General features: G+C 76.0%; 23 protein-coding genes. 17 read left to right on the top strand and 6 right to left on the bottom strand.

Features of this window, described 5'->3' with window-relative positions; translation table 11 throughout:
* Nucleotides 1-521: 521 nt before the first annotated feature.
* The 10 genes from CSPHI_RS10130 (at nt 522) to CSPHI_RS10080 (ending at nt 11,522) form a co-directional block, all read left to right on the top strand.
* Complete coding sequence (locus tag CSPHI_RS10130; protein ID WP_075692990.1) at nt 522-806, top strand: hypothetical protein; 285 nt, start codon at nt 522-524, stop codon at nt 804-806.
* A gap of 112 nt (nt 807-918) precedes the next feature.
* Nucleotides 919-2,715 carry a phage/plasmid primase, P4 family gene (locus CSPHI_RS12710; protein WP_075692988.1) on the top strand — a complete coding sequence of 599 codons (1,797 nt, stop codon included), beginning with the start codon at nt 919-921 and terminating at the stop codon, nt 2,713-2,715.
* Nucleotides 2,716-3,050: 335 nt separating this feature from the next.
* On the top strand, nt 3,051-4,844 hold the full coding sequence (locus CSPHI_RS11925; protein WP_084210373.1) for a bifunctional DNA primase/polymerase: 1,794 nt from the start codon (nt 3,051-3,053) through the stop codon (nt 4,842-4,844).
* 897 nt (nt 4,845-5,741) lie between these two features.
* Nucleotides 5,742-6,098 carry a hypothetical protein gene (locus CSPHI_RS10110; RefSeq protein ID WP_075692986.1) on the top strand — a complete coding sequence of 119 codons (357 nt, stop codon included), beginning with the start codon at nt 5,742-5,744 and terminating at the stop codon, nt 6,096-6,098.
* Nucleotides 6,095-6,751 (top strand): hypothetical protein, encoded by a 657-nt coding sequence (locus tag CSPHI_RS10105; RefSeq protein ID WP_157118532.1) that lies wholly within the window; start codon nt 6,095-6,097, stop codon nt 6,749-6,751. Before CSPHI_RS10110 ends, CSPHI_RS10105 begins: the two co-directional genes overlap by 4 nt.
* Nucleotides 6,752-6,846: 95 nt before the next feature.
* The gene (locus CSPHI_RS10100; RefSeq protein WP_075692982.1) at nt 6,847-7,419 is read left to right on the top strand and encodes a recombinase family protein; all 573 of its coding nucleotides are present in this window, start codon (nt 6,847-6,849) and stop codon (nt 7,417-7,419) included.
* 325 nt (nt 7,420-7,744) lie between these two features.
* A complete protein-coding gene (locus tag CSPHI_RS12195; RefSeq protein WP_075692980.1) occupies nt 7,745-8,305 on the top strand; it encodes a hypothetical protein in 561 nt (186 codons plus the stop codon).
* A 61-nt stretch (nt 8,306-8,366) separates the two neighbouring features.
* The gene (locus CSPHI_RS10090) at nt 8,367-8,783 is read left to right on the top strand and encodes an arsenate-mycothiol transferase ArsC (protein WP_169840407.1); all 417 of its coding nucleotides are present in this window, start codon (nt 8,367-8,369) and stop codon (nt 8,781-8,783) included.
* Between the two features lie 11 nt (nt 8,784-8,794).
* Complete coding sequence (locus CSPHI_RS10085) at nt 8,795-9,604, top strand: PaaI family thioesterase (protein ID WP_075692977.1); 810 nt, start codon at nt 8,795-8,797, stop codon at nt 9,602-9,604.
* Nucleotides 9,605-9,728: 124 nt separating this feature from the next.
* Nucleotides 9,729-11,522 (top strand): pyruvate dehydrogenase, encoded by a 1,794-nt coding sequence (locus CSPHI_RS10080; protein WP_084210370.1) that lies wholly within the window; start codon nt 9,729-9,731, stop codon nt 11,520-11,522.
* A gap of 33 nt (nt 11,523-11,555) precedes the next feature.
* On the opposite strand, the gene CSPHI_RS10075 is transcribed toward CSPHI_RS10080, so the two are convergent.
* A complete protein-coding gene (locus CSPHI_RS10075; RefSeq protein ID WP_075692973.1) occupies nt 11,556-12,326 on the bottom strand; it encodes an alpha/beta hydrolase in 771 nt (256 codons plus the stop codon).
* Nucleotides 12,326-12,745: an HIT family protein gene (locus CSPHI_RS10070; protein WP_075692971.1), complete on the bottom strand. Its 420-nt coding sequence runs from the start codon at nt 12,743-12,745 to the stop codon at nt 12,326-12,328. The genes CSPHI_RS10075 and CSPHI_RS10070 overlap by 1 nt, the downstream gene beginning before the upstream one ends.
* Nucleotides 12,746-12,799: 54 nt before the next feature.
* Here CSPHI_RS10070 and purD point away from each other — a divergent pair, with 54 nt between their 5' ends.
* The 7 genes from purD (at nt 12,800) to CSPHI_RS10035 (ending at nt 21,265) form a co-directional block, all read left to right on the top strand.
* Nucleotides 12,800-14,080, top strand: a complete 1,281-nt coding sequence (gene purD, locus CSPHI_RS10065; RefSeq protein WP_075692969.1) for a phosphoribosylamine--glycine ligase — start codon at nt 12,800-12,802, stop codon at nt 14,078-14,080.
* A gap of 72 nt (nt 14,081-14,152) precedes the next feature.
* Nucleotides 14,153-15,265, top strand: coding sequence for a pyridoxal phosphate-dependent aminotransferase (locus tag CSPHI_RS10060; protein ID WP_075694013.1), 1,113 nt, complete (start codon nt 14,153-14,155; stop codon nt 15,263-15,265).
* Nucleotides 15,266-15,275: 10 nt separating this feature from the next.
* Nucleotides 15,276-16,598 carry a TrkH family potassium uptake protein gene (locus CSPHI_RS10055; RefSeq protein WP_075692968.1) on the top strand — a complete coding sequence of 441 codons (1,323 nt, stop codon included), beginning with the start codon at nt 15,276-15,278 and terminating at the stop codon, nt 16,596-16,598.
* Nucleotides 16,591-17,250, top strand: a complete 660-nt coding sequence (locus CSPHI_RS10050; RefSeq protein WP_075692966.1) for a potassium channel family protein — start codon at nt 16,591-16,593, stop codon at nt 17,248-17,250. The genes CSPHI_RS10055 and CSPHI_RS10050 overlap by 8 nt, the downstream gene beginning before the upstream one ends.
* Before the next feature lie 21 nt (nt 17,251-17,271).
* Nucleotides 17,272-18,690, top strand: a complete 1,419-nt coding sequence (gene purB / locus CSPHI_RS10045) for an adenylosuccinate lyase (RefSeq protein ID WP_075692964.1) — start codon at nt 17,272-17,274, stop codon at nt 18,688-18,690.
* 318 nt (nt 18,691-19,008) lie between these two features.
* Entirely contained in the window at nt 19,009-20,415 is a 1,407-nt protein-coding gene (locus CSPHI_RS10040) for an FTR1 family iron permease (RefSeq protein ID WP_157118531.1), read from the top strand.
* The gene (locus tag CSPHI_RS10035; RefSeq protein ID WP_075692962.1) at nt 20,399-21,265 is read left to right on the top strand and encodes an iron transporter; all 867 of its coding nucleotides are present in this window, start codon (nt 20,399-20,401) and stop codon (nt 21,263-21,265) included. Before CSPHI_RS10040 ends, CSPHI_RS10035 begins: the two co-directional genes overlap by 17 nt.
* Nucleotides 21,266-21,376: 111 nt before the next feature.
* Here CSPHI_RS10035 and CSPHI_RS10030 read toward each other — a convergent pair whose 3' ends face one another.
* From CSPHI_RS10030 to CSPHI_RS10015, 4 genes are all read right to left on the bottom strand, one after another.
* Entirely contained in the window at nt 21,377-22,426 is a 1,050-nt protein-coding gene (locus tag CSPHI_RS10030) for a substrate-binding domain-containing protein (protein WP_075692960.1), read from the bottom strand.
* 81 nt (nt 22,427-22,507) lie between these two features.
* Nucleotides 22,508-23,548, bottom strand: a complete 1,041-nt coding sequence (locus CSPHI_RS10025; RefSeq protein ID WP_075692958.1) for an ABC transporter ATP-binding protein — start codon at nt 23,546-23,548, stop codon at nt 22,508-22,510.
* Complete coding sequence (locus CSPHI_RS10020) at nt 23,545-25,065, bottom strand: ABC transporter permease (protein ID WP_084210368.1); 1,521 nt, start codon at nt 25,063-25,065, stop codon at nt 23,545-23,547. Before CSPHI_RS10020 ends, CSPHI_RS10025 begins: the two co-directional genes overlap by 4 nt.
* The gene (locus CSPHI_RS10015; protein WP_075692957.1) at nt 25,062-26,138 is read right to left on the bottom strand and encodes an extracellular solute-binding protein; all 1,077 of its coding nucleotides are present in this window, start codon (nt 26,136-26,138) and stop codon (nt 25,062-25,064) included. Before CSPHI_RS10015 ends, CSPHI_RS10020 begins: the two co-directional genes overlap by 4 nt.
* Nucleotides 26,139-26,192 lie beyond the last annotated feature (54 nt).

The raw sequence follows: 26,192 nt of genomic DNA, 5'->3' as shown, positions 1-26,192 counted from the left end.
GGGCGCTCCTCACGCGATACGGGGCGCGGTACGGGGCGTGCTACCGGAAGTAGGCGGAGTGATATTCGTCACAGTACGTCCGCGCTGGTCAGGGGACCATTTTAGCGCGCCGGGATGATACCGGGTCGCGCTACCCCCGCGCCGGGGTGCGCTACCGGCGCGACAGCCCCATAAGGGGGTGGGGGAGCGGGGCTATATTGCGTGTTACGCCCGTTACCCGACCAGGAGGACACCCCCATGACCCCCCCGACCCTCTCCACCGCACAGGCTGCGCGCGTCCTCGGAGTCTCACGGCAGACCCTGTACGTGCGCACGTGGCGCAACGAAGGGGTCGCCACGCCCGAGGGCACGGTGATGCCCATCCGCGTCGGTACCGCGGTCCGCTGGCCCACGCGCCCGATCATCGACGCCCTCGGCCTCGATGACGACGCCCTCGCCGCGGCCCTCGCGGACGCCCCGCAGCCCGCCGCCTAACCCCCCCACCGCGGGCCACGGCCCGCCCTACCCCCAGGAGAAAACCCATGACCGAGCACCACGACCAGCACGACCAGCACGCCGACCCCGCCGCCCGCGCCGCCGAGGTGGTCGCCGCCACCCTCGCCGGCCTTGACGCCGGCCCCGGCGAGGTCGAGGCCGCCTACGACGCCCTCCGCGACGCGTGCGCCGCCTACAGCGACGCCCACGAGCGCGCCGCCGTCCTCGGCCTCACCGCCGGCCACCCCACCCCCCGGTCCCTGCGCGGGGTGCGGGCCGTCGAGGCCACCACCCGCGGCCGCCGCCGCGCGCCCCGCCGCAAGGCCGCCTGACCCCCAGCCCCCCCTGGCATTCGGGCGAAGAAAAACCCCCGCATCGGCTGCCACCGATGCGGGGGGTGAGCAGCCCGAAAGCCGCCCAAATAGCTACAGGAGCTACCTTACCATGGGCGTTTACCGTCCCTCATCCACCCCGCCGGCGGCGCTCTTCGCCGCCGCCGACCCCACCGCCGCGCCGGCCACCTTCCACGCACGCACCACCATGCCGTACCCCCGCCGCGTCGCCAGCGTCGAGGCGACCGAAGCGGCGGTCGCCAGCGCAGTCGCCGCCGCCCTGGACGGGGCCCTGGTCTACGACGCCGGCCGCGGCGTCGCGCTCGTCTGGGACGGTACCGTGTGGCAGGACCGCCCCGACGCCCTGACCAGCGGAATCGCCGCCCTCACCCACCGCCGCTACACCGACGACGGCGCGGCGGTGGGCCCGCACATCGAGGTCTACGAGCCGATCACCGCGAAAAGCCGCGCCGCGGAGGCCCGTGACGCGGCGCTGGACGCCGGGGAAATCGAGCCGGCCGACCCCGACAACCCCGACTGCGACCGCTACGTGTGGGCCGATGACCACGCCCCGTGGCGGCCCCTCGCCCAGGTGCCGTGGATGGAGTCGCAGCGACGCACCGCCGCGGCAGCCGCGCTGCTGGAAACCCACCCCCGCATCCGCCGCGACCGCGCCGCCTTCGACGCCGCCCCCGGCGTGGTCGCCACCGCCGGCGGCGCCTACCTGCATCTCGCCACCGACCCGGCCGCACCCGTCCGCGTCGCGGCCCCGGACCCCGCGTTGCTGGTCACCCGCGGCGCCGCCGCCGCCTACGACCCCGACGCCCTGCCCGGTTCGCGGTGGGCGCGCTTCGTGGAGGAGACGCAGCCCGACCCCGCGATGCGCGACTACCTCGCCCGGCTGGTTGGGGTGGCGGTGCAGGGGGCCGAAAAGACGGACGTGTTGCCGGTGCTGGTGGGGGACGGCGCCAACGGCAAAAGCGTGTTCGTGGAGGCGGTGGCGGGCGCGCTCGGCGGCCTCGCCGCGACCCTCGACCCGGCGGTAGTCGCGGGCGACGCCCGCGAGCACATGCTGGTCCCGCTGCGCGGGGCGCGGTGGGCGGTCGCCACCGAGACCGAGGGCGCGTGGAATGCGGCCGCGTTGAAGCGGCTCACCGGCGGTGACCAGCTCACCGCCGCGCAGAAGTACGAGCGCGCGGTGAGCTGGTCGCCTACGCACACCCTTGTGGTGGCCACCAACCACCGCCCACGCATCCCCGCCGGCGACGGCGGGTTTTGGCGCCGCTACCGCGAAATCAGCTGGCCCGCGAGCTTCCGCGACCGCAGCGACCCGTCGTGGCGCCCCGGTGACCTGCCGCCCGACCCCCACCTGGCGGCGGAGCTCGCCACCCCCCGAGAGCGCGCCGCCATCCTCGCCTGGGCAGTCGGCGGCTGGCGCGACTACGTGGCCCGCGGCTGCCGGCTGGACGAGCCGCCGGTGGTGGTGGCCGCCACCCGCGAGGCGCAGGCCGACGCCAGCCCGTTCGCGGAGTTCGCGCACGAGACGTTCGGCCTCGCGGACCACGCGGCGGCCGAGGCGGAAATCCCCGTCGCCGTGGCCTACGCCCTCTGGCAGACCTGGCGCGCCCGCGACACGACCCTGCGGCGGGCCGCGCCCAACACGTCGCGCACCGCCGGCTCCATGCTCGCCCGCGAGCTGCGCTGCGGGCACGTGCCCAGCGCGGGGCGGCAGCGGGCTTCCCTCACCGGCATCGCCCTCACCCCCGCGGGGCGGGAGCTGCTGGAGGCTGCGCGGGATGCCGTGAGGTGGGGGCACGTCGAGGCCACCCCTGCCGCGCGGGAGTGGATCGCCGAGCGCACCCCCCCGCCTGCGGAGGCCGCGCCGCGCCCCTTCCCCATCTCCCGCTGACCCGGCGGAAGGCAAGCGGGAAGGCACGGAAGGCAAGCGGAAGGCAAAAATCCGCGTTGCCTTCCGCCCCATAACCCCTGTTCAAAGGGCATTTTTACCCCCTGGCGGAAGGCGAGGAAGGCAAAATCCCCAAAAGTCCCTCCACAGCGAAAAAACAACCCCGCCGATTCCTCGTAGAGGGGAGTTCGCCCGGATTTACCTTCCTTGCCTTCCGCCCCCCGCCAAAAACCCCTGCTGTACTGGGGAAACACCCCGGAAGGAAAAACAGATTCTTGCCTTCCGCTTGCCTTCCGCTTGCCTTCCGCCCGCCCCCCTACCTCGAAAGGCTGTTCGACATGACTACCCCCGTTACCACCCCCGCCGCCGCGGCCGCCGAGGCGTGGGCGACCGCCCAGGTGCTTCTCGGCATGGGCTTGGCCGTGGTGCTCACTGACCGCGCCGCGCCGCCGGCCAGGGCGAAAGTCCCCTTGGACGCGCGCCCGGCCCCCGCCGGCCCGTCCGGCTGGCACGCACATACCACCCGCCCGGACGAGCTGCGCGCATGGCTGCATGAGGCGGTGCGCCGCGGTATTCGCCCCGGCCTGGGGGTCGTCCCCGGCCCCGGCCGATTGGTGGTGGTGGACGTGGATACCGTCGAGGCGCGGGCCAAGCTCGATGCGATGGGCACCGCCGCCGGTGAGGTGCTGCCGGCCACGGTGGAGACGCCGGGCGCGCGCGACCCTCGCACCGGGGGGTGGCGGCACCGGGGAGGGTGCCACGCGTGGGTGAGGCTTCCCGAGGACTGCGCCGTGGACGACCTGCCGGGGACGGTGGAGGTCGCCCCCGGCGTGGACGTGAAGTGCCATAGCGGCTGGGCGGCGTGCCCGCCCCACGAGCGGGCGGAGGGCCCCTACCGCTGGTCCACCGGTCACCCGCCCGCCGAGGTCATGCCCGCCCCTCGGTGGCTGCTGGAGGCCCTGGACCGGGTGCGGGAGGCCCGGCGGCGGCCCCGCCGGGCGGTGGTGGGGCGGGCCCGGCCGCCGGCCGCGCCGGCCACCCCGGTCACCCCGGCCAGGCCGGGGTTCGACCCCCGCGTCCGCGCGTGGGCGGAGGCGACCCCCTGGGCCGCGATCCTGGCCGAGTGCGGGTGGACGGAGAGCGGCACGGACGCCTGCGGCTGCCCGGTTTTCCGCCGGCCGGGCGGCGCGTCGTCGCGGTCGGGGGTGGGCCATGAGCCGGGGTGCGGGGGAATCTATGGCGACTGGGATTCCCCGCCGCTGGCCGTCTGGAGCACGGACCCCGGCGACCCGGTGGTGGGGCTGCTGGAGGATGCGCAGGCGGAGCGGGGGCGGGGGCGGGTGCTGACCCGCGTCGAGGCGGCGGCCGCGGCGTGGGCCGGTGGTGATGCCGCCGCCTACCGGCGGCGGGCGGGTATCGCCGGGCGGGGCGGGGTGGCCACCGCCCCGGCCGGTGGTGGTGGTGGCTTCGGGGTCGCCGGGGGCGCCCCGGCGTCGCCGCCGCCCGCCCCTGCACCGCAGGCCGCCCCTGCACCGCAGGCCGCCCCTGGACCCGCGCCGGCCACGCCCCCGCCCCCGCCGCCGCCTGCACCTGCCCCTGCACCGCCGGCCGCGCCACCGCCCCCGCCGGCCGCCGCTGCACCTGCACCTGCACCTGCACCTGCCCCGGTCGCGCCGCGTGTGGTGGTGCAGGCGGGGCTGCGCGGGTGGGCGGACGTGACCCCGCCGCCGGTGCTGGTGGGTGGGCCGCCCCTGCCGCGGCCGGTGGTGGTGCGCCTCCAGGCGGGGCAGCTGCCCCGCCTGGAGGTGCCGGAGGCGGACCCGGCGGACGCGGACGGGCCGCTGCTGCTGGGGGGACGGGACGCGGGGGACCGGGCGACGCGGGCCGTCGTCGCCGCGCAGGCGGCGTTGCGGCTGGCCGGTGGGGGCGTGGAGCCGGCGGGGGAGGCGGCGTGGTGGGTGGCGGTGGCGGCGCTGCGGGCCGCCGGCTGCGACCCCTGGGCCGGGCGGGAGGAGCGGCAGCGCCGGGCACGGGCGGGCGGCTGGTTGGCGGCTGCGGGGGCTGCGGTGGCGGTGGCCGCCGCCGCGGCGGGGCGGCCGTGCCCCCCGCCGCCGGCCAGGGCGGCGGCGTGACCGCCGCGCCGCCCCACGCGCGCTCACGCGCGCGAGCGCACGCGCGGCCGCGCGCGTGAGCGCCACCGCCGTGGCGCCCATGCGCGGGGGGCGCACGTACGCGCGCGCATAATGCGCGCGCGCGAAGGGATGGTGGGGCGGTGGTCGCGGATTTTTCGCCGCCGGCCGCCCCGCGCGGCCGCGCGCGCTGCACGGCCCGTAGGGCGCGCAGCACCCCCGCCCCGCTGCCCACCACCGGGCCCGCCGCCCCGGCCCGGCTACGGGCCGCCCAGGGGCCGAAGCGGGGCACCCCCGGCCGCGGCCGCCCCCGCCGCGCCACCACCCCGCCGGGGGCCGCCGGCCGCGTCCGCCCCCGGTGGTGGGGTGGCCCGGTGACCTGGGGAAACGCGGCCCGGACTGCTCCTGACCTGGGCATTCCGCGTCCCCCGCCTACGGGCCGCGGGGCCTCGTTGCTGACACCGTGGCCGCGAGGCCGTGGATCACGCCGCGTAGCGCCCGCCGTACCGGGCCATGTACCGGGCCCCGTAGCGGCCCTCGTAGCACCGCCAGTACCACCCGGCCCCCTCCCCGCGACTCCGCGCCGGCCGGGCCCCTGACCCCCGAAAACCGGGGTGAGCGGCCCGAGGGTACCCCACCCTGGGGTACCCAGCGCGCCCCGCGGCGTGGTGGCGGGGTGGGCCGCGGCGCGGCCCGGCGGCCGGGGATGCGGCGGTGGCGGTACCGGGGATGTGGCGGCCTGCGCGGGGGGCATGTAGCGGCGTCGCGTAGCGCGGTATCGCGGCCCCTGTACCCCCGCTCGTAACGCCGGGGTAGCGCGTCAGCACGGCACGTGCTAAAGCGTCGTTTTTGCTGGTAGAGGGCTTGCTCACGGCGTCAGCAGCGGGTTATACTGGCCTCATGATGCTGACACTGTACCCCCGCTTCCATGCGCTGATGCCGCCCGACTACGACGCCCTCGCGGTGCTCAAGGCCATCGCCCGCTACGCCCGGCCCGATGCCCCGTTCGCCGTCGCGGCCCTGCCCCCCGACTGCACCGCCGTCCGCGTCGCCCGCGGGCGGGTCACCGCCGCCGGCTCCTACCGCGGCGCGCTCCGCGGCGGTGGCCTGGTCTACGGCGTGCCCGCGTGCGGCCTCACGCTCGTGCCGACCGGCGCCGCCGCGCCGGCGCTCTACGACGGCCACGGTCGCGCCGATGGGACGTCCGTCGGCGGCGTGCGCATCGTGGAGCCGGCCGCCCTGGGGGGTGCGGCATGAGCGGCGGCGAGATGCAGGTCGACCAGGAGAAGGCCCGCCGCGTGGTCGCGGCGTTGCGCGCGCAGGCCGATACCGTCGCCTCGTTCATCGACGACTCCGACGCGCTGCACGCCGAGCTCGTACGGCAGGCCAGCCAGGGCACGAGGTCAGGCGCGCCGGCCCCCGGCTACCGGCCCCTGGTCACCATCCACCGGGCGCTGATGGACCGGCACAAGGCCGTCTACGCCGACGCGGCGGCGCGCCTGCACCACGCCGCCGACGTGCTGGAGGCGGCTGCCGCCGCCGCCGAAGCCGCGGACGTCGACGCGGCGGCGGCCATCGACCGCATCTGGGACGAGTCCGGGTGGGGCGCCGCGGCGGCGGGGGGTGGCCTGTCCGGTGCGGGGTGGTGGCAGGCGCAGGCGGCCGGGGCCTCCCCCGCGGGGGTGCGGTTCCGGGCGGAGAGTGACCCGGCGGACGCCGGGTCGCCGCCCCCGCTGCGGTTCCGGGCGGAGAGCGACCGCGCCGGCGCCGGCTCGCCGCCCCCGCTGCGGTTCCGCGGCGCGGGCGACGTGGCGTCGATCCGGTGGACCACTGGGGGCGACGTGGTGGAGCCGCCCACCCGGTTCCGGCCGCCGCGGCAGGTGGTGGGGGAGGAGGGGCGGCAGCCGTGAGCGCGTCAAAAACGACCGAATTCGACCCGTCGCAGAGCGTCGGTATTTCCGCAGGTGGGGGTGCGTCAGATACCGGGGTCAAAAGGCCGGGGCGGGTGGTGGGCTACGCGCGGGTGTCCACCGGCCACCAGGACCACGAATCCCAGCTCGCCGCCCTCGCCGCGGCGGGGGTGGGTGAGGTCGTCACGGAGACCGCCAGCGGCGCCGCCGAGGCAGCGCGTCCCGTCCGGGACGCGCTGCTGGCCGAGCTGCGCCCCGGCGACGTGTTGACGGTGTGGCGGCTCGACAGGCTGGGGCGGTCCATGGCCGACACGGTGCGGGTGGTCGATGATCTCGCCCGACGCGGGGTCCACCTGCGGTCGCTGACCGAGCACATAGACACCGGGACGGCGGCCGGCCGCATGGTGACCGCCTTGCTGGCCGGGCTCGCCGAAATGGAGCGCGAGGCGATCGCCTCGCGCACGGCCGCCGGACTGGCCGCCGCCCGCCGGCGCGGCGCGCGGCTGGGGCGGCCCCCGGCCCTGGACCGCGCCGGCCACCAGGCGGTCGCGGACCTCACCCACGCCGGCCGCACCGCCGGCGAGATCGCGTCGGCGCTGGGGGTCTCCCGGTCCACGGTCACGCGGGCCCGGCGGGCCCTCCGCGAGCGCGGTGACCTCGCCGCGTAGCACCCGTCCCGAAATGCCCCCGCCGCGCACCCCGCGCGGTGGGGGCTTTATCGTGGGGGAATCACCACCGGCGGGGCCACCCGCATAGTGGTGATTTAATGGCAATTTAATAGAGCCGGAGCCGGTATAATCCCTGGTCACAGCGTTACGAGGTTTACACCGCATCCGCAGGTGGTTCAGCATCATCGCAGGTCAGAGCGGTATTGGCCCCGCGTCGGATGGTTGTGGGTTCGAGTCCCATCTCCGGCTCACCCCGCCCGGGGCCCGGCCCCGGGCCCGGCGGCGCGGCAGGCGCGCCGCCGGCGACGATGAGCAGGAGCGGACGATGAACGACGGCGCGCACCCCGGCGGCGAGGGCCCCCGGCCCGACCCGACCACCCCCGCGGACCCCGCCCCGGCCGCGGCGCCGCGCGGCCGGCTGCTGCCGGTGCTGCTCGGCCTGCTCGCCGCCCTGGTGCTGGTGCTCGCCGTGGTGGCGGCGGTGCTCCTCGCCGGCGGCGGCGAGGAGCCCGGCGAACCGGCCCCGGTGCGCCCGGCGGCGGAGTCCGCCGACGCCCCCCGACCCACCTGGGCGCCGGAGGCGGAGCAGACCGTCACGGTCACCGAGACCTCCACGGTGCGGGTGGAGGCGGAGTCGGTGCGGATCTGCCTCACCGGCGACGGCTACGGGGTGTCCCATCTGGCGGTCTCCGGCGGCGCCGACTGCGCCCGGGCCCGCCAGGTGATGGGCGCCATCGTCGAGGGCCGCTCCTCGGAGGAGGATGTCCTCGATTCCCGCGGCGAGTACGCCGGGGCGGACTGCGCCGGGCTGGTCGAGGGCAAGCTGCGCTGCGATCTCGGCGAGGGCGGCGCGGTGTGGCTGTGGAACGAGGCCCCGGCCGGCTGAGCCGGCCGGCCCACCCCCGGCCCCGATGCTCCCGGGGGCAAAACGACCTATGCTGGGCGGCGTGCCCAGGATCCTGTTCGTCGGCGTCGCCAACATGAGCGCCTCCCGCATCGCGGAGGGGCTGCTGCGGCTCGCCGATCCCCGGGCCCGGGTGGGCTCGGCGGGGGTCTCGGTGGCCCCCGGCGCCCGCGGCATGGACGAGGACGCCCGCCGCGCCCTGGCCGAGATCGGCGCCCGCTGCGACGGCGATCCCCGGCAGCTCACCGCCAGCCTGGCGGACCGGCATGACGAGGTGATCGTGCTCGGCGACGTCGACGTGGGCCGGCATATCGCCCCGGACTGCGCGATCCGGCGCTGGGTGCTCGAGGACCCGGCCGGCCGCGGGGTCACCGGCCTGGCCCGGCACCGGCTGCTGCGGGCCATGCTGGGGGAGCGGATCCGGGCGGAACTGGTCACCGGGGCGACCCGGCCGGACTAGGGTTGGGCGCCATGTCGCTCATCCGCACCCTCGTCCGCCGCACCGGCGGGATCACCCCGCCCCGGCTGCGCCGGATGCTCAACCTGTGGCCGCCGCTGCTCGCCTCCGGGATCCGGATCACCCATATCGCCGAGGACTGGTCCGCCGGCCGCCTGGAGCTGCGGATGACCCCGCTCAACGCGAACATGCACGGCGCCGCCTTCGGCGGCACCCTGTTCTCGATGACCGACGTGCTCTTCGGCACCCTGATGATGCAGCGCCTCGGCGCCGAGGAGTTCGAGGCCTGGACCCGCACCGGCTCCTTCGAGTTCATCCGGCCCGGCCGCGACGGCGCCGCGATGACCGTGGAGATCCCCGAGGAGATGGTGGAGCGGATCCTCGCCGACCTGGAGGGCGGCTACTCCACGGTGGTGCAGTGCACCTCCGTCATCCGCAACGTGGACGGCACCCTGGTCGGCATCGGCCAGCAGGACCTGTACGTGCGCCGCCGCGGCGGGGTCAAGCCCCCGCCGAACCCGAACCTGCTCGGCCGGGTGCGCGGGGAGAACCTGTCCTCGGCGGCGCGCACCCTGGCCCGGATGGGCCTGCGCGAGCACCCGGAGCGCCTGGTGGAGCATGAGCGGGTGGCCCGGCGGTGCATCTCCCCGGAGGCCCGGGCGGTGGCCTGGCTGCAGGGGGTGCCCGGCGAGGACGCCGATTTCCGGGCCGCCGGCCTGCCGGAGGACGTGATGGCCGCGCTGCGCGAGGAGCGCCCCGGCCCGGCGGCGGCGTTGCTGCTCGAGGAGGTCGCCGCGGCCCGGGCCTCCCTCGCCGAGGAGTAGCCCCGGCGCGGATGTGAGCGGCGGAACCGCCGGCCGGCGGCGGTGAACGGGGTCACCCCGGGGCCGCGGCTGTGGCGGAGAAGTCCCTGCTCGGCCATGGCGGATCCGGGTTAAAAGGCGTTCAATGGGGGTGTTGCAGTTCCCCAACCCCCCACCCGAGAACACCGTCAGCCGAGGAGGCTCAACCGTGAACGTAGCCGAACAACTCGTCGACACCCTCGCCCGCCAGGGCGTGCGCCGCATCTACGGACTGGTCGGCGACAGCCTGAACCCCGTCGTCGACGCGGTGCGGGTGCACCCCGACATGGAGTGGGTGCACGTGCACCACGAGTCCTCGGCGGCCTTCGCCGCCGGGGCGGAGTCCCTGCTCACCGGGGAGCTGGCGGTGTGCGCCGGCTCCTGCGGCCCCGGTAACCTGCATCTGCTGCAGGGCGTCTACGACGCGCACCGCAACGGGGCGAAGCTGCTGGTCATCGCCTCGCACATCCCCTCCGGGGAAATCGGCTCCACCTTCTTCCAGGAGACCCACCCGCAGCAGCTCTTCGCGGAGTGCTCCGGCTACTGCGAAATGGTCAACTCCGCCGCCCAGGGCGCCCGGGTGCTGCACCACGCCATCCAGTCCACCATGGCCGGGGAGGGCGCCTCGGTGCTGGTGCTGCCCGGCGACATCGCCGAGGACAAGGCCGTGGACGCCCCGGATCTGGCCTCCGCGATCGCCCCGGCCCGGCCCGCGGTGATCCCGGACGAGGCGGCGGTGGCCGATCTCGCCGCGGCGATCAACGACGCCCGCACGGTGACCATCTTCGCCGGCGCCGGCTGCGCCGACGCGCACCCCGAGCTGATGGAGCTCGCCGGCAAACTGCAGGCCCCGGTGGGCCACTCCCTCGGCGGCAAGGAGTCCGTGCAGTACGACAACCCCTATGACGTCGGCATGTCCGGGCTGCTGGGCTACGGCGGCTGCCAGCAGGCGATGGAGGAGGCCGATCTGCTGCTGCTGATCGGCACCGACTTCCCCTACTCCTCCTTCCTGCCCACCGGCAACGTCGCCCAGATCGACGCCCGGGCCGCGCACCTGGGCCGGCGCACCACGGTCGCGCACCCGGTGGCCGGGGATGCCGCGGAGACCATCCGCCGGCTGCTGCCGCTGGTCGAGCCCAAGGACCCGGCCTTCCTGCACAAGCAGCTCAAGCACCACGCCCGGGAGCTGGAGAAGGTCATCGAGGCCTACACCTCCGGGGTGGAGAAGCACACCCCGATCCACCCCGAGTACGTCGCCCGGATCCTCGACGAGCTCGCCGACCGGGACGCCATCTTCACCGTGGACACCGGGATGAACAACGTGTGGGCGGCCCGGTACCTCACCCCCAACGGGCGGCGCCGGGTGCTCGGCTCCTGGCGGCACGGCACCATGGCCAATGCGCTGCCGCACGCCATCGGCGCGGCCAGCGCCACCGAGGGCCGGCAGGTGATCTCCATGTCCGGCGACGGCGGGCTGGCCATGCTGCTCGGCGAGCTGCTCACCGTGCGCCGCCATGACCTGGACGTGAAGACCATCGTGTTCAACAACTCCTCGCTGGGCATGGTGAAGCTGGAGATGCTCGTCGCCGGGGACCCGGACTGGCAGACCGACCACGCCCCGGTGGACTACGCCGCGATCGCCCACGGCGCCGGGATCCCCTCGGTGCGGATCACCGACCCGGCGCGGGTGCGCGAGCAGCTCGCCCGGGCCCTGGCCACCCCCGGCCCGGTGCTGGTGGACGTGGTCACCGACGCCAATGCGCTGTCCATGCCCCCGGAGATCACCCTGGACCAGGTGCGCGGCTTCGCCAAGGCCTCCGCGCGCACCGTGATGGCCGGCGGGGTCGGCGCCATGGTGGACCTGGCCAAGGCCAACCTGCGCAACATCCCCCGGCCCTAGCCGGACCGGGCCCCGCCGGCCGGCGGGGCCGGCTCAGCCGGCCGCGGCGACCGCGTCCAGGGCGTCGCGCACCATCCGGCGCACCCGCCGGTCCCCGGCGATCTCCTCGTGCAGCACCACCGCCCGGGGGTGCACGTCCTGCACCATGATGTTCTGCACCACCCCGGCGCCGCCGTCGTCGAGGAAGCAGGAGCTCGGCGGGGAGATCAGCTGATCGGTGCGGGTGGCGATGCAGGTGTAGGTCACCCCCGGGGCGGTGACGTCCCGGGCGGCGACGGCGTCGGTGAGCTCGCTGCCGGCGATCTGGTCCAGGGCGGAGGGCCCCCACACCCCCACCACCAGGTTCCGCAGCACCTGCTCCGCCCCGGGCACCTTGAGCAGCCCGGCGGCCCGCCCGCCCAACCGGGTGCCGTGGTTCGGCGCCGCCAGGCACACCACGTGCCGCACCCGCTCCGGCATCCCGAAGCTCAGCAGGGTGGCCAGCAGCCCGCCCTGGGAGTGCCCGCAGAGGATCACCCGCTCGCCCCCGGTGGCGGCCAGCACCGCCTCCAGGTACGGCGCCAGCTGGTCCAGGGACTCGCGCAGCGGGTTGGTGGCCCGGAAGCCGTAGTCGGGGGCGAACACCGCCCAGCCGTCGGCGCGCAGCTCCCCGCCGAGATCCGCCCACAGCCCCTTGGAGTGGCCGGTGCCGTGCAGCAGCACCACCGGCCAGGGCCGCGCCGGGGTGACCCGGGCCCGCCAGTCGTCCTCGAAGATGCCCCGGCGGGTGACCCGGGTGGCCAGCGGCGTCGGCTGCTCGGCCACTAGGCGGGTCGGCCCGCCGCGTCGGTGCCCAGGGCGGCGCGCAGCCGCTCCGCGGCGGCGTCCATCTCCGCCGGATCCGGATCCCGGATCACCGCGTCCAGGGAGTAGCCGGACATGTCGGCGGCGGGGAAGACGTGGATATGGGCGTGCGGCACCTCGAACCCGGCGATGAGGTAGCCGGCCCGGGGGCTGCCGAAGGCCTCGATCACGGCGCGGCCGACCATCTGCGCCACCTCGTTGAGCCGGGCCCACAGCGCCGGGGCGGCGTCGGTCCAGCGGTCGACCTCCTCGACCGGCACCACCAGCACATGGCCGTAGGCGACCGGCTCGATGGTGAGGAAGGCGACCACCTCGTCGTCCCGGTAGACGAAGCGGCCCGGCAGTTCGCCGTCGATGATCCTGGTGAATACGGTGGACATGCCCGCCAGGGTAGCGCCCGCGGGCGGCGGGGGCGACCGGATAGACTCGGGCGCATGCGCATCCTCGTCATCGGATCCGGTGCCCGCGAGCACGCCCTGCTTCACGCCATGAGCCGGGGGGAGGCCGGCCACGAGCTGCACGTCGCCCCCGGCAACGTCGGCATGGCGGCCCTGGCCGAGCGGCACGAGGTGGTCGCCGACGACCCGGCGGCGGTCACCGCCCTGGCCCGGTCCATCGACGCCGGGCTGGTCGTGATCGGCCCGGAGGTGCCGCTGGTCGCCGGGGTCGCCGACGCGCTGCGCGGCGCCGGGATCGCCGTCTTCGGCCCGGATGCGGCGGCCGCCCGGATCGAGGGCTCCAAGGCCTTCGCCAAGGAGGTGATGGCCGCCGCGGGGGTGCGCACCGCGCACGCCGAGTCGATCGCCCCCGGCGCCGGGGAGGCCGAGCTGGCCGCCGCGGTGGACCGCTTCGGGCCCACCTGGGTGGTCAAGGACGACGGGCTGGCCGCCGGCAAGGGGGTGGTGGTCACCGACGACCGGGCCGCCGCCCTCGACCACGCCCGGGCGGTGCTCGCCGCGGGCAACCCGGTGCTGCTGGAGTCCTTCCTGGACGGCCCCGAGGTCTCCCTGTTCTGCCTGGTCGACGGCACCGAGGTGGTGCCGCTGCTGCCCGCCCAGGACCATAAGCGGGTCGGCGAGGGCGACACCGGGCCGAACACCGGCGGGATGGGCGCCTACTGCCCCCTGGACTGGCTGCCCGCCGACGCGGTGGACCGGATCGTCGCCGAGGTGTGCGAACCGGTGGCCGCGGAACTGGCCCGCCGCGGCACCCCCTACTCCGGGCTGCTCTACGCCGGCCTGGCCTGGGGCGCGGAGGGCCCGGCGGTGGTGGAGTTCAACTGCCGCTTCGGCGATCCGGAGACCCAGGCGGTGCTCGCCCTGCTGGAGTCCGATCTCGCCGAGGCGCTGCACGCCACCGCCACCGGCCGGCTCGCCGGGCTGGCCCCGCTGCGCTGGCGGGAGGGCCACGCCCTCACCGTGGTGCTCGCCGCCGCCGGCTACCCCGAGTCGCCCCGGACGGGCGATCCGATCGCCGGCGCCGAACCGGGCCGGGAGGCCGAGGGGGTGCTGCACGCCGGCACCGCCCGCGACGGCGCGGGCCGGGTGGTCTCCGCCGGCGGCCGGGTGCTCAACGTGGTCGGCGTCGGCGCGGACCTCGCCGAGGCCCGGGAGCGCGCCTACGCCACCCTCGCCGGCATCGACCTGCCCGGCGGGCACTACCGCCGGGACATTGCGCTGCCCGCCGTCGAGGGCCGGATCCGGATCCCCGGCTGAGGGATCCCGGTGCCCCGCCCCGACCGGCCCACCCGGCCCTCCGCCCGCTCCGGCGTCGCCCCCTTCCACGTGATGGAGGTGCTCGCCGCGGCGAAGGCCCGGCAGCGCGCCCGCGGCGACGCCCTGCTGCTGTGCACCGGGCAGCCGGCCACCCCCGCGCCGCGGCGGGTGCGCGCCGCCGCCGCGGCCGCCGCGGCCGAGGAGGTGCTCGGCTACACCGAGGCCGCCGGCGACCCCGCGCTGCGCGCGGCCATCGCCGCCTGGCACCGCGGGCGCTACGGCACCGCGGTCACCGCCGGGCAGGTGGTGGTCACCACCGGCGTCTCCGGGGCGCTGATCCTGGTGTTCCTCGCCGCCCTGGACCCCGGCGACGAGGTGGTGCTGGCCAGGCCCGGCTACCCCGCCTACCGCAACACCCTGGCCGCCCTCGGCGCGGAGGTCGTGGAACTCGACTGCGGGCCGGACACCCGCCACCAGCTCACCGCGGAGATGCTGGCGGCCCTGCCGCGCCCGCCCCGGGCGGTCATCGTGACCAGCCCGGACAACCCCACCGGCACCATCATCGACGAGGCGGAGCTGGCCCGGATCGCGCGCTGGTGCGCCGCGCACGGCACCCTGCTGGTGAGCGACGAGATCTACCACGGCATCGACTACGGCCGGCGCTGCGCCAGCGCCCTGGAGTCCTCCGCCGCGGCGGTGGTCGCCGGCGGCTTCAGCAAGTACTTCTCCATGACCGGCTGGCGGCTGGGCTGGCTGATCCTGCCCGAGGAGCTGGTGGGGCCGGTGACCCGGCTGGCCGCGAACCTCACCGTGTGCCCGCCGGCGGTGAGCCAGGCCGCCGCGGCCCAGGCCCTGCACCCGGAGTCCCTCGCCGAGCTCGACGGGCACGTGCGCCGCTACCGGGACAACCGGGATCTGCTGCTCGAGGGCCTCGCCGCGGCGGGCATCGACCGGGTGGCCCCCGCCGACGGCGCCTTCTACCTGTGGGCCGACGTCTCCGACTACACCGACGACTCCCTCGTCTGGTGCGCGGAGCTGCTCGACCGGACCGGGGTGGCGCTGGCCCCGGGCGTGGACTTCGACGCCGTGCACGGCGGCGGCCGGGTGCGGCTGTGCTACGCGGGGGCACCCGGGGATCTGGCGGAGGCCTGCCGCCGGCTTTCCCGCGTCACCGGGCGGGCGTAGCCTCCCGGGGGTGTCCCTGAAACACCGGCTCCGCCCGCAGGCCGCGGTCGCCACCGGCTTCGCCTGCCTCACCGCCGTGGGCACCGCCGCCCTGATGACCCCCTTCGCCGCCGCGGACGGGCACGCCACCGCCCCCTCCGACGCGCTGTTCACCGCCGCCAGCGCCTCCTGCCTCACCGGACTGGTCACCGTGGACACCGCCGGGCACTGGAGCTTCGCCGGCAAGGTGGTCATCCTGGCGCTGATCCAGCTCGGCGGGCTGGGCTTCATGACCCTGGCCTCCCTGGCCATGCTGCTGCTCTCCGGCCGGCTGGGCCTCTACGCCCGCGACGGCGCCGGGGCGGAGGGCCGCGGCCCCGACTACGGCTCGGTGTCCTCGGTGGTCGCCGCCACCGTCGCCTTCACCCTGCTCATCGAGGCGGTGGTGGCCATGGTGCTCGCCGTGCGCTTCCTCGTCGGCTACGGGATGCGCCCGCGCCGGGCGATCTGGGAGGGGGTCTTCCACGCGGTGAGCGGGTTCAACAACGCCGGGTTCGCGCTCTACCCGGACAACGTGGCCGGCTTCGCCGCGGACGCCTGGGTGCTGCTGCCGCTGGCCTTCGCGCTCATCGTCGGCGGCCTGGGCTTCCCGGTGCTGCACGAGCTGCTGCGCCGGCCCCGCCGGTTCTCGCTCACCGCCCGGCTCACCTTCCAGGGCACCGCGGTGCTGGTGCCCGCCGGCGCGCTGCTGGTGGGCCTGGGCGAATGGCGCGGCGCGATGGCCGGGATGGCGGTGCCGGAGAAGCTGCTCAACGCCTTCTTCTCCGGGGTCAGCCCCCGCACCGCCGGGTTCAACACCCTCGACTACGGCTCCTTCCACCCCTCCACCCTGCTGGGCACCGACATCCTCATGTTCCTCGGCGCCGGCTCCGGGGGCACCGCCGGCGGGGTGAAGCTGACCACCGCCGCGGTGCTCGTCGCCGCGGTGATCGCCGAGGTGCGCGGGGAGCGGGCGGTGGCCCTGCGCGGGCGCACCGTGCCCGCGGCGACGCTGCGCCAGGCGTTGGCGGTGCTCTCCTTCGGGGTGGTGCTGGTGGTCGGCTGCACCACCGCGATCCTCTTCCTCGCCCCCGGGTTCACCACCGACCAGATAGCCTTCGAGACGGTGAGCGCCTTCGCCACGGTGGGGCTGTCCACCGGGATCACCGGCGAGCTGCCGCTGCCCGCGCAGCTGCTGCTGGTCGCCCTGATGTTCGCCGGCCGGGTCGGCCCGCTGTCCCTGGCCACCGCCATGGCGCTGCGCACCGGCCGGCGCCGCTACGACTACCCCGAGGAAAGGCCCTTCATTGGCTAGGAACCGCAGGCAATCCCATGTCGTCATCCTGGGGCTGGGCCGCTTCGGCCAGGCCCTCGGCGAGGAGCTGATGGCCGGCGGCGTCGAGGTGCTCGGCGTGGACGCCTCCGAACGGCGGGTGCAGCAGCTCTCCGACACCTTCGACCACATCGTGCACGCGGACACCACCATGCCCTCGGTGCTGCGCCAGCTCGGCGTGCACGAGGCGCAGCGGGTGGTCATCGCCATCGGCGCGGACCTGGAGTCCTCGCTGCTCACCGCGAGCGCGGTGGTGGATTTCGGGGTGCCCTCGATCTGGGCGAAGGCCGACTCCATCGCGCACGGCAAGATCCTCGGCCAAATCGGCTGCCACCACGTGATCCGGCCGGAGGCGGACACCGGCCGCCGGGTGGCGCATCTCATCGGCGGGGGCGTGCAGGAGTACGTCGAATTCGACCCGGACTTCGCCGTGGCCAAGATCGCGCCCCCGGTGAGTGTGCTGGGCCGGGAGATCGCGGAGATCAACGCCGGGGCGGTGGTGCGCATCCTGGCGGTGCGCCCCCGCGGCGGCGCCTTCCGCCCGGCGCTGCCCGCCGACCGGCTCGCCGCCGGGGACCTGGTGCTCGCCGCGGGGCCGGTGGCCGAGGTGGAGGCCTTCGCCGCCCGCGGCTGAACCGGGTGCGATACTGGGGGCGTGAACATCGCCAACGTCCTCGCCAGCCGCTACGCCTCCGCCGAGATGGCCGCCCTGTGGAGCCCGGAGCAGAAGATCATCCTGGAGCGCCGCCTGTGGATTGCGGTGCTGCGCGCCCAGCGCGCCCGCGGCGTCGCCGTGCCCGACGACGCCATCGCCGCCTACGAGGCGGTGGTCGACCGGGTGGACCTGGACTCCATCGCCGCCCGGGAGCGGGTCACCCGCCATGACGTCAAGGCCCGGATCGAGGAGTTCTGCGCCCTCGCCGGCACCGAGCACATCCACAAGGGGATGACCAGCCGGGATCTCACCGAGAACGTGGAGCAGCTGCAGGTGCTGCGCTCGCTGATCCTGGTCCGGGACCGCGCCACCGCGGTGGCCGCCCGGCTGGTGGAGCTCGCCGAGACCCACCGGGACCTGGTGATGGCCGGCCGCTCGCACAACGTCGCCGCCCAGGCCACCACCCTGGGCAAGCGCTTCGCCTCCGCCGCCGAGGAGCTGCTGCTGGGCCGGGAGCGCCTGGCCGGGCTCATCGACCGCTACCCGCTGCGCGGGATCAAGGGCCCGATGGGCACCGCCCAGGACATGCTCGACCTGCTCGACGGCGATGAGGCGGCGCTGGCCTCCCTGGAGGCCGAGATCGCCGAGGGCCTGGGCTTCTCCCGGGTATTCGACTCCGTCGGCCAGGTCTACCCGCGCAGCCTCGACTTCGACGCGGTCTCCGCACTGGTGGAGCTGGGCGCCTCGATGAGCTCCCTGGCCACCACGATCCGGCTGATGGCGGGCAATGAGACGGTCACCGAGGGCTTCAAGGAGGGCCAGGTCGGCTCCTCGGCGATGCCGCACAAGATGAACGCCCGCTCCTGCGAGCGGGTCACCGGCTTCCAGACCCTGCTGCGCGGGCACCTGGTGATGGTCGGCGATCTCGCCGGGGCGCAGTGGAACGAGGGCGACGTGTCCTGCTCGGTGGTGCGCCGGGTGGCGCTGCCGGACGCCTTCCTCGCCATCGACGGCATGATCGAGACCTTCCTCACCGTGCTCGCCGAATTCGGCGCCTTCCCCGCCATGATCGACCGGGAGCTGGAGCGCTACCTGCCCTTCCTGGCCACCACCCGGGTGCTCATGGCCTGCGTGCGCGCCGGGGTGGGCCGGGAGGTCGCCCATGAGGCGATCAAGGAGCATGCCGTGGCCACCGCCCTGGACATGCGCGAACGCGGCGGGGAGCAGGATCTGCTGGCCCGGCTGGCCGCCGACCCCCGGATCCCGCTGGACGAGGACCAGCTCACCGCGGCCCTGGCGGACCGGGCGGCGTTCATCGGCGCCGCCGGCTCCCAGGTGGACCGGGTGGTCGCCCGGGTCGCCGCCCTGGTCGAGGAGAACCCGGAGGCCGCCGCCTACCGGCCCGGCGACATCCTCTAGCCGCCGCCGGACCCGCCCCGTCGCCCCGCCCTTTCGGCGGGGTGCGCGGGGCGGCGGCGGATCCGCCTGCCGGGGCCACCCCCGCCGGGGTCGGGCCGGGCGCCGCCGGCGGGTGCGCGGCGGTGCGCCTCGGACGCCTCCCGGCCCCGCTCAGGGCCCGGCCGGGGGCGGGCGCGGCCGTGGCCCGGGCCCCGGCCGGGCACCCCCGCGGGGGTACCCGGGAACTTTCCGCCGGTTGCGTTCTGGTGCAGCCGCTTACATGCGCTTATGCTCAACTCAGGCGAGACTCGCCTATGTAAGTACGGAAAGCAGGTGCTGATGGGCAACCGCATCAACACCCCGGCCCGGATGGCCATCTGGTTCCTCCTGGCCGCGTTCGCCGCCCTGATCCTCGCCTCGGCGACGGCCCCCGCGGCCGCCGCGGAGACCGCGGCACCGGCGGCGACCACCCTGGAGAAGTGCGAGAAGGGCGTCGCCAACCCCGACGGCTCCCCCCGCACCTACCGGGACTACGCCCTGTGCATGGCCGCCGAACTGGAGCTGGCCCAGGTCGCCTACGGCGACGGCGATGCGGAGGGCGCGCTCGACCAGGTCGGCGAGGCCTACTTCGGCTGGTACGAGAACAACCTGGAGCCGGCCTCGATGACCCTGCCGGGCAACCGCAAGGTCACCATGGAGGGCCGCTTCACCCGGCTGAAGATCGCCATCCGCGGCGGCGCCGACGGCGCCACCGTGCACGATGACATCGAGACGCTGAAGACCGCGGTCGCCCGCGACGCGATGGTCCTCGACGGCGTGCTCGCCGATGACGCACCCGAATCCGCCGGGCTGGCCCTCTACGAGGGCGGCCCGCAGGAGGAGGCGGACAGCTCCGCGCTGCGCTGGATCGACTTCACCACGGCGCTGACGCTGCTGCTCCGGGAGGGCCTGGAGGCCCTGCTGGTGGTCGCCGCGATCGTGCTGTACCTGGTCAAGACCGGCAACCGGCGCCTGGTCACGTCCGTGTTCCTGGGCGTCGCGGCCGCGGTCGCGGCGTCCTTCCTGCTGGCCTGGCTGCTGCACGCGGTCACCGGCGGGGCGGGCCGGGCCTCGGAGCTCTTCGAGGGCCTGACCATGTTCCTCGCCGTCGCGATGCTCTTCTACGTGTCCAACTGGATGCTGTCGAAGGCCTCCGGCGAGAACTGGCAGCAGTACATCTCCGGCATGGTGGAGGCCTCGGTCAGCCGGGGCGCCGCCCGCGCCATCGTCTTCGTCGCCTTCCTCGCGGTGGTGCGCGAGGGCGCGGAGCTGGTGCTGTTCTACACCGCGGCGTTCTCCTCCGGGGGACACGACCGCGTCGCCATCGCCGGCGGCTTCGCCGTCGGCGCGGTCATCCTCGCCCTCGTCTACGTCGTCTTCCGCTACGGCGGGGCGAAGCTGCCGATCGGGCCGATCTTCTACGCCACCTCCATCCTGCTGTTCGCCATGTGCCTGTCCTTCGTGGGCAAGGGCGTGGCGGAGCTGAAGGAGGCCGATGTCATCCTCGGCGACACCAATCTGCCGTGGATGGGCCACTACCTGCCCGAACTGGGCATCTACCCCTGGGCCGAGACCCTGCTGCCGCAGATCATCCTCTTGATCGCGGCCGTGTGGATCATCCTCGCCCATGCACGCAAGAACCGCCGGGCCCGCAGCACCGCGGAACCGGACACGAATCAGGAGAATCTCCATGAAGCACACCAATAGCCGCATCCTCACCGCCGCCACGGCCGGCCTCTTCCTCGTCGCGGGCATGACCGCCTGCTCCACCAACGACGCCGCCGACGCCGTCGGCGACGCCACCGACGCCGCGGGCTCCGCGGTCGCCGACGCCACCGACGCCGTCTCCGGCGACGATGCCGAGGGCGAGGACGCCGGGGACGACGCCGCCGCCGAGGACGCCGTGGCCGTCAACGCCCGGCCCGACGAGTGCGGCCTGCAGGAGCAGGAGGGCCCGACCGCCTCCTTCGGCCTCTTCGACGCCGCGGTGATGTACTTCCAGCCCGGCCAGATGGCGGAGAACCCCAACTCCGACATGAAGATGCTGGACTACGCCGATTCGCAGATGCACATCGAGCTGGACCTGAAGGCCAACGCCTACGCCACCAACTGGGGCTACTCGGTCGACGAGACCCCCGCCAACCTGACGATCCTGTACCGCCTCGCCGATGCCGAGGGCAACGAGATCGACAAGGGCATGATGATGCCGATGAACGCCATCGACGGCTCGCACTACGGCACGAACCTGGCCAAGGACACCGTCACCGAGCCGGGCGACTACAAGCTGAAGATCACGATCCTGCCGCCGAAGAACTACGACATCCACTCCGACTACATCACCGGCGTCCCCGCCGACGGGTGGTTCGGCCCGCTCAGCGCCGAGATGGACTGGACGATCGAGCAGGAGAACCTGGACGCGATCGCCGCGAACACCGTCGAGAACCCGATGGAGCCCAGCGACGAGTGCGCCGAGTACCCGAAGACCATGTTCGAGGACGAGACCGCCCAGGAGAACATGGAGGCCGCGGAGGCCGTCGAGCCGCTGCAGATGGGCTAGCCCCCTCCCCGGCTGCCGCGCACCCCGCGGCGGTCGACGCCACCGCCCCCACCCGGGAGCCCCGGGCGGGGGCGGTGCCGCATGCCCGCCCCCGGCGCCGGGGGAGCGGCCTCAGCGGCCGTCCCCGCCGACCGGGTCGGCCAGGCCCGCCTCGGCGATCAGGATCATCGCCTCGCCGAGCTCCCCGGCCTCGGCCCGGCCGGCGCCCGGGGCGGCGGCCCCGGCCGGCGGCCGGGCGCCCCGGGAGCCCCCGGACAGCGGGGTTTCGTGCGCGGCGGCCAGCCGCTCCTGGGCGGCGGCGCCGAGCAGGTGGGCGACCAGGGCCGCGGCGCGGTCGTCGGCGGCGGCCGGGGCGGGCACCGCCACCGCGGTGGCGTCGATGAACCCGGCCGGGTCCCCGGGTTCCCCGGGCGCCCAGCCCACCCCGCCCCGGCCGGGGCGCGCCCGGGCGGCGGCGTCGTCGACCAGGCCGAGGGACACCTCCCCGGCGGCCACCGCCGCCACCACCGCCGCCTCGCTGGGGTAGCGCACCGGGTCGGCCGCGGCGAGCCGGGCCAGCCGGCGGGCGGTCGCCGCCTCGCCCTCCCGGGCGCGCAGCGCCGCCACCATGGCGATGAAGGACGGGTCCCCGGGGGCGATGCCCACCCGGCCCCGCCAGCGCGGCCCGGTCGCCCCGGCGAGGGTGCCCGGCAGCTCCCCGGCGGTGACCCGCCCCGGGTCGTAGGCGAAGCCCCGGGTGCGGGTGGCCAGGCCCGCCCAGGACCCGTCCGCGGCGGCGAAGCCGGCGGGCACCGCGGCGGCGGCGTCACCGGGCAGGGTGGCCAGCAGTCCCCGGGCGTCCAGCAGCGCCGGGGAGCCGGTGCCGGCGGCCAGGTACACCCCGGCCGGGGTGTCCGCCCCCTCGGCGATGAGCAGCTGGGCCAGCTCCCCGGAATCGCCGTAGCGCACCCGCACCGGGGTGCCGGATTCCGCCGACCAGTCCCGCACCAGGGGCTCGACCAGTTCGGCGGGCCGGCCGGAGTAGACCACCAGCGCCTCCGGGTCCGCCCCGGCGGGCGCGGCGCCGGCGTCCGGGTCCACGGGGGCGCAGCCGGCCAGCAGCGCCACCGCCAGGGCGGCGGCGCCGGCGCGGGCGGGCCCGGTGCGGCGGGGCGGGGGCATGGGGATCCTCCCGGGGTGCGGTGGCGGATGCGATCACCGCCGAGGGTAGTCCAGCCCGGCGGCCCGCCCGGTGCGGCGCGGCTACCCGGCGAGCAGGTGCAGCGGCCCCGCGGCCGCCGCGGTGACCTCCGCGCCGGGGGCGTGCCGCGGCGGGCCGGCGGCGCGCGCGGTGATCCGGGTGCCGTCCGGCAGGGCCAGCCCGTAGGTGGTGGCGTGGCCCACGTAGGTCAGATCGGTGACCCGGGCGGGCACCCCGCCCCGGCCGAGGCGCACCTGCTCCGGGCGGACCACCACATACCCGGTGGCCCCGGGTGCGCCGGCGACGGATCCGATCCGGACCTCGCCGAGGGCGCAGCCGCGCCGGCCGCCGCCGAGGTCGGTCGCCGGCAGGGTGGCGCAGTCGCCGACGAACCCGGCCACCCAGCGCGTCGCCGGGCGGGCGTAGAGCTCCTCCGGGGCGGCGCACTGCAGCACCCGGCCGCCGTCGAGCACCGCCACCAGGTCCGCCATGGACAGCGCCTCGTCCTGATCGTGGGTGACCAGCATGGCGGTGGTGCCGGCGGCGGCGAGGATGGCGGCGACATCGGCGCGCAGCCGGGCGCGCAGCGCCGCGTCCAGGGCGGCGTAGGGCTCGTCGAGCAGCACCAGCCCCGGGGCCGGGGCCAGCGCCCGGGCCAGCGCGACCCGGGCGGCCTGGCCGCCGGAGAGCTCCGCGGGCATCCGCCCGGCGAGGTCGGCGATCCCGGCGAGATCCAGCAATTCGCCGACCCGGGGCCCGCGCCGGGCCCGCCGGGGCAGCCCGAAGCCGACGTTGCCGGCCACGTCGAGATGCGGGAACAGGGCCGCGTCCTGCGGCACCAGGCCCACCCGGCGGCGCTCCGGGGGCAGCCCCCGGGGGCCCTCGGCGAGCACCCGGTCGCCGAGCCGGATCCGCCCGGCGGCGGCCGGCAGCAGCCCGGCGAGCACCCGCAGCAGGGTGGTCTTGCCGCAGCCGGAGGGCCCCAGCACCGCCACCAGGCCGCCGGCGGGCACGGTGAGCTCCACCCCGGTGAGCACCTCGGCGGCCCGGGGGTAGCCGGCGCGCAGCCCGGTGATCGCCAGCCGGCCGCCCGCGCCGCTCATCGCCGGCCCCCGTCCCGGGCCAGCAGCAGCGCCGGCACCGTGGCCACGGCCACCAGGGCCAGGCCGTAGGGGGCGGCCTCGCCGAAGGCCACCACGTCGGTGAGCTGCCACAGCCGGGTGGCCAGGGTGTCGGTCCCGGTGGGCCGCAGCATCAGGGTGGCGGGCAGCTCCTTCATCACGGTCAGCGCGACCAGCAGCGCCCCGGCGGCGATGCCCGGCCAGGCCAGCCGGGCGGTGACCGCCACCCAGGTGCCCGCCGGGGAGCGGCCCAGGGTGCGCGCGGCGTCCTCCAGGGCGGGCGGCACCTGCGCCAGGGCCGCCCGCGCCGAGCCCAGCGCCTTCGGCGCGAAGAGGATCCCGTAGGCGAGGACCAGCAGCCCCAGGCTCTGGTAGAGCCCCGGGGCGAGGGCCAGCGCGAGGTAGACCATGGACAGGCCCAGCACGATCCCGGGCAGGCCGTGGGCGAGGTACATGGCGGTCTCCAGGCCGGAGGCCACCGGCCCGCGGTACCGGGCGGCGAGCATCGCCACCGGCAGCGCCAGCGCGATCGCCACCGCCGCCCCGCCCAGGCCCAGGCCCACGGTGACCCGGGCCGCGGCGGCCAGCCGCGGCCAGTCCACCGCGCCACCGGCGACGGAGCGGCCCGCCCGGGCGAGGAGCAGGCCCACCGGCACCCCCACCGCCGCGGCGAACACGGCGGCCAGGGCCGCCAGGGCGGCCCAGCGGCCGCGCCGGGCGGTGGCCGGGGCCGGGGCGGCGACGCGCTGCGCGGCCACCGGGCGGCGCACCGCCCGCTCCACCGCGACCACCGCCATCGCCATCGCCACCAGCAGCACCGACAGCAGCATGGCCAGCTCCCGGTTGAAGCCGCCGGCGAAGGCGGCCTGCACCGCGGGGGTGAGGGTGCGCAGCCGCATGATCGCGACCACGCCGTACTCGGAGATGGCGTAGAGCGCCACCAGCAGGGCCCCGGAGGCCGCCGCCGGCGCGATCTGCGGGCCGGTCATGGTGAGGAAGGCGCGCACCGGGCCGCGGCCCAGGGTGCGCGCGACCTCCTCGCCGCGGGTGTCCGCCCGGCGCAGCGCCGCCGCGGTGGGCAGGGTGACGTAGGGGGCGGTGACCAGGGTGAGCACCAGCACCGAGGCCCAGTAGCCGCGCAGCGGCACCAGGTTCGCCCAGGCCAGCGCGGCGACGTAGGAGGGCACCGCCAGGGGCAGGGCCGCGGCGACCCGGCAGGCCCGGTGGGCCGGCAGATCCAGCCGGGTCAGCGCCACCGCGGTGGGCACGCCCACCGCCAGGGAGCCGAGGACGCAGCCGGCGACCAGGGCGGCGGTGGTCACCGCCGCGGAGCGGGTGCCGGGGCGCGCCGCGGCGGCGGCCATCCGCGCCGCCGGCGCGGTGGCGGCCTCCCCGAGGAGGAAGACCAGGGGTACGGCGACCGCCGCCACGGCCAGGGCCGCGGCGGCGATCAGGAGGGGGGAGGGGCCCCCGCGGGCCCCGGTGCGCGCCCCGCTCACATGGAGGTCAGGCCCGAGGCGTCGATGAGCGCGGTGGTGCCCGCGACATCGCCGAGCTTGGCCAGGTCCACATCCGGCACGGTCATCGAATCCATCGCGGGCACGCCCTCGGGGGAGGCGATCCCGTCGATGAGGGGGAACTCGAAGGTGGTTTCGGTGAACCAGGTCTGCGCCGCATCGGAGAGCAGGAAGTCCACGAACTCCATGGCCCGCTCATCCTCGCCGGCGCCGGTGAGCACGCCCACGCCGGTGGCGTTGACCAGGGCGGCGAGATCGCCGGGGGCGCCGTACTTCAGCTGGGCGCGCATGTTCTCGCCGCCGCGCTCGGCGGCCTCGCGGAACCAGTAGTAGTGGTTGATCAGGCCGATGGCGACCTCGCCGGTGTCCACGCCCTCGAGGATGTGCGAGTTCTTCTCGTAGATGACCGGCTCATTGGCGACCAGCTTGTCCAGCCAGTCGGCGGTGGCCTCGTCGCCGAGGGCGTCGCGCATGGCGGAGACGAAGGCGATGAAGCTGGCGTTGCCGGGGGCGACCCCGATCCGGCCCTTCCACTTCGGGTCCACCATGGCCGCGGCGGTGTCCGGGGCCTCGGCGGCGTCGACGGTGTCCCGGTCGTAGGCGACGACCCGGGCGCGGCCGGTGACGCCCACCCAGGTGCCGTCGCCGGCGGCGAAGCCGGCCGGCACCCGCTCCAGGACCGCATCGGACAGCGGGGCGAGCATGCCCTGCTCGGAGACCAGGCCGAGGGCCCCGGACTCCTGGGAGAAGAACACGTCCGCCGGGGTGTCCTCGCCCTCGGTGAGCAGCAGCTGCGCCTGCTCCGCGGATTTGCCGTAGCGCACGTCCACGTCATAGTCGACGCCCTCGGTGAATTTCTCGATCAGCGGGGCGACCAGGTCCTCGGAGCGGCCCGAGTAGATGACCAGGGCGTCGTCCGGGGAGTCGGCGGCGGAGGTGCCGGAGGCGTCCCCGGCGGTGTCGGCGGAGCCGGAGTCGGACCCGCAGCCGACGAGTGCGCCGGCGAGGCCGGCGAGGGCCAGCCCGGTGGCGGGGAGCTTCTTCTTCAATGACATGCGTTGCGTTCCTCGGGGATTCGGTCGCGGACCGCCGGTGCCCCCGGGATCGGG

The organism is Corynebacterium sphenisci DSM 44792, from assembly GCF_001941505.1.
Lineage (GTDB): Bacteria > Actinomycetota > Actinomycetes > Mycobacteriales > Mycobacteriaceae > Corynebacterium > Corynebacterium sphenisci.
The sequence above is the reverse complement of the archived record's forward strand: the minus strand, read 5'-3'. Positions and strand labels throughout refer to the sequence as shown.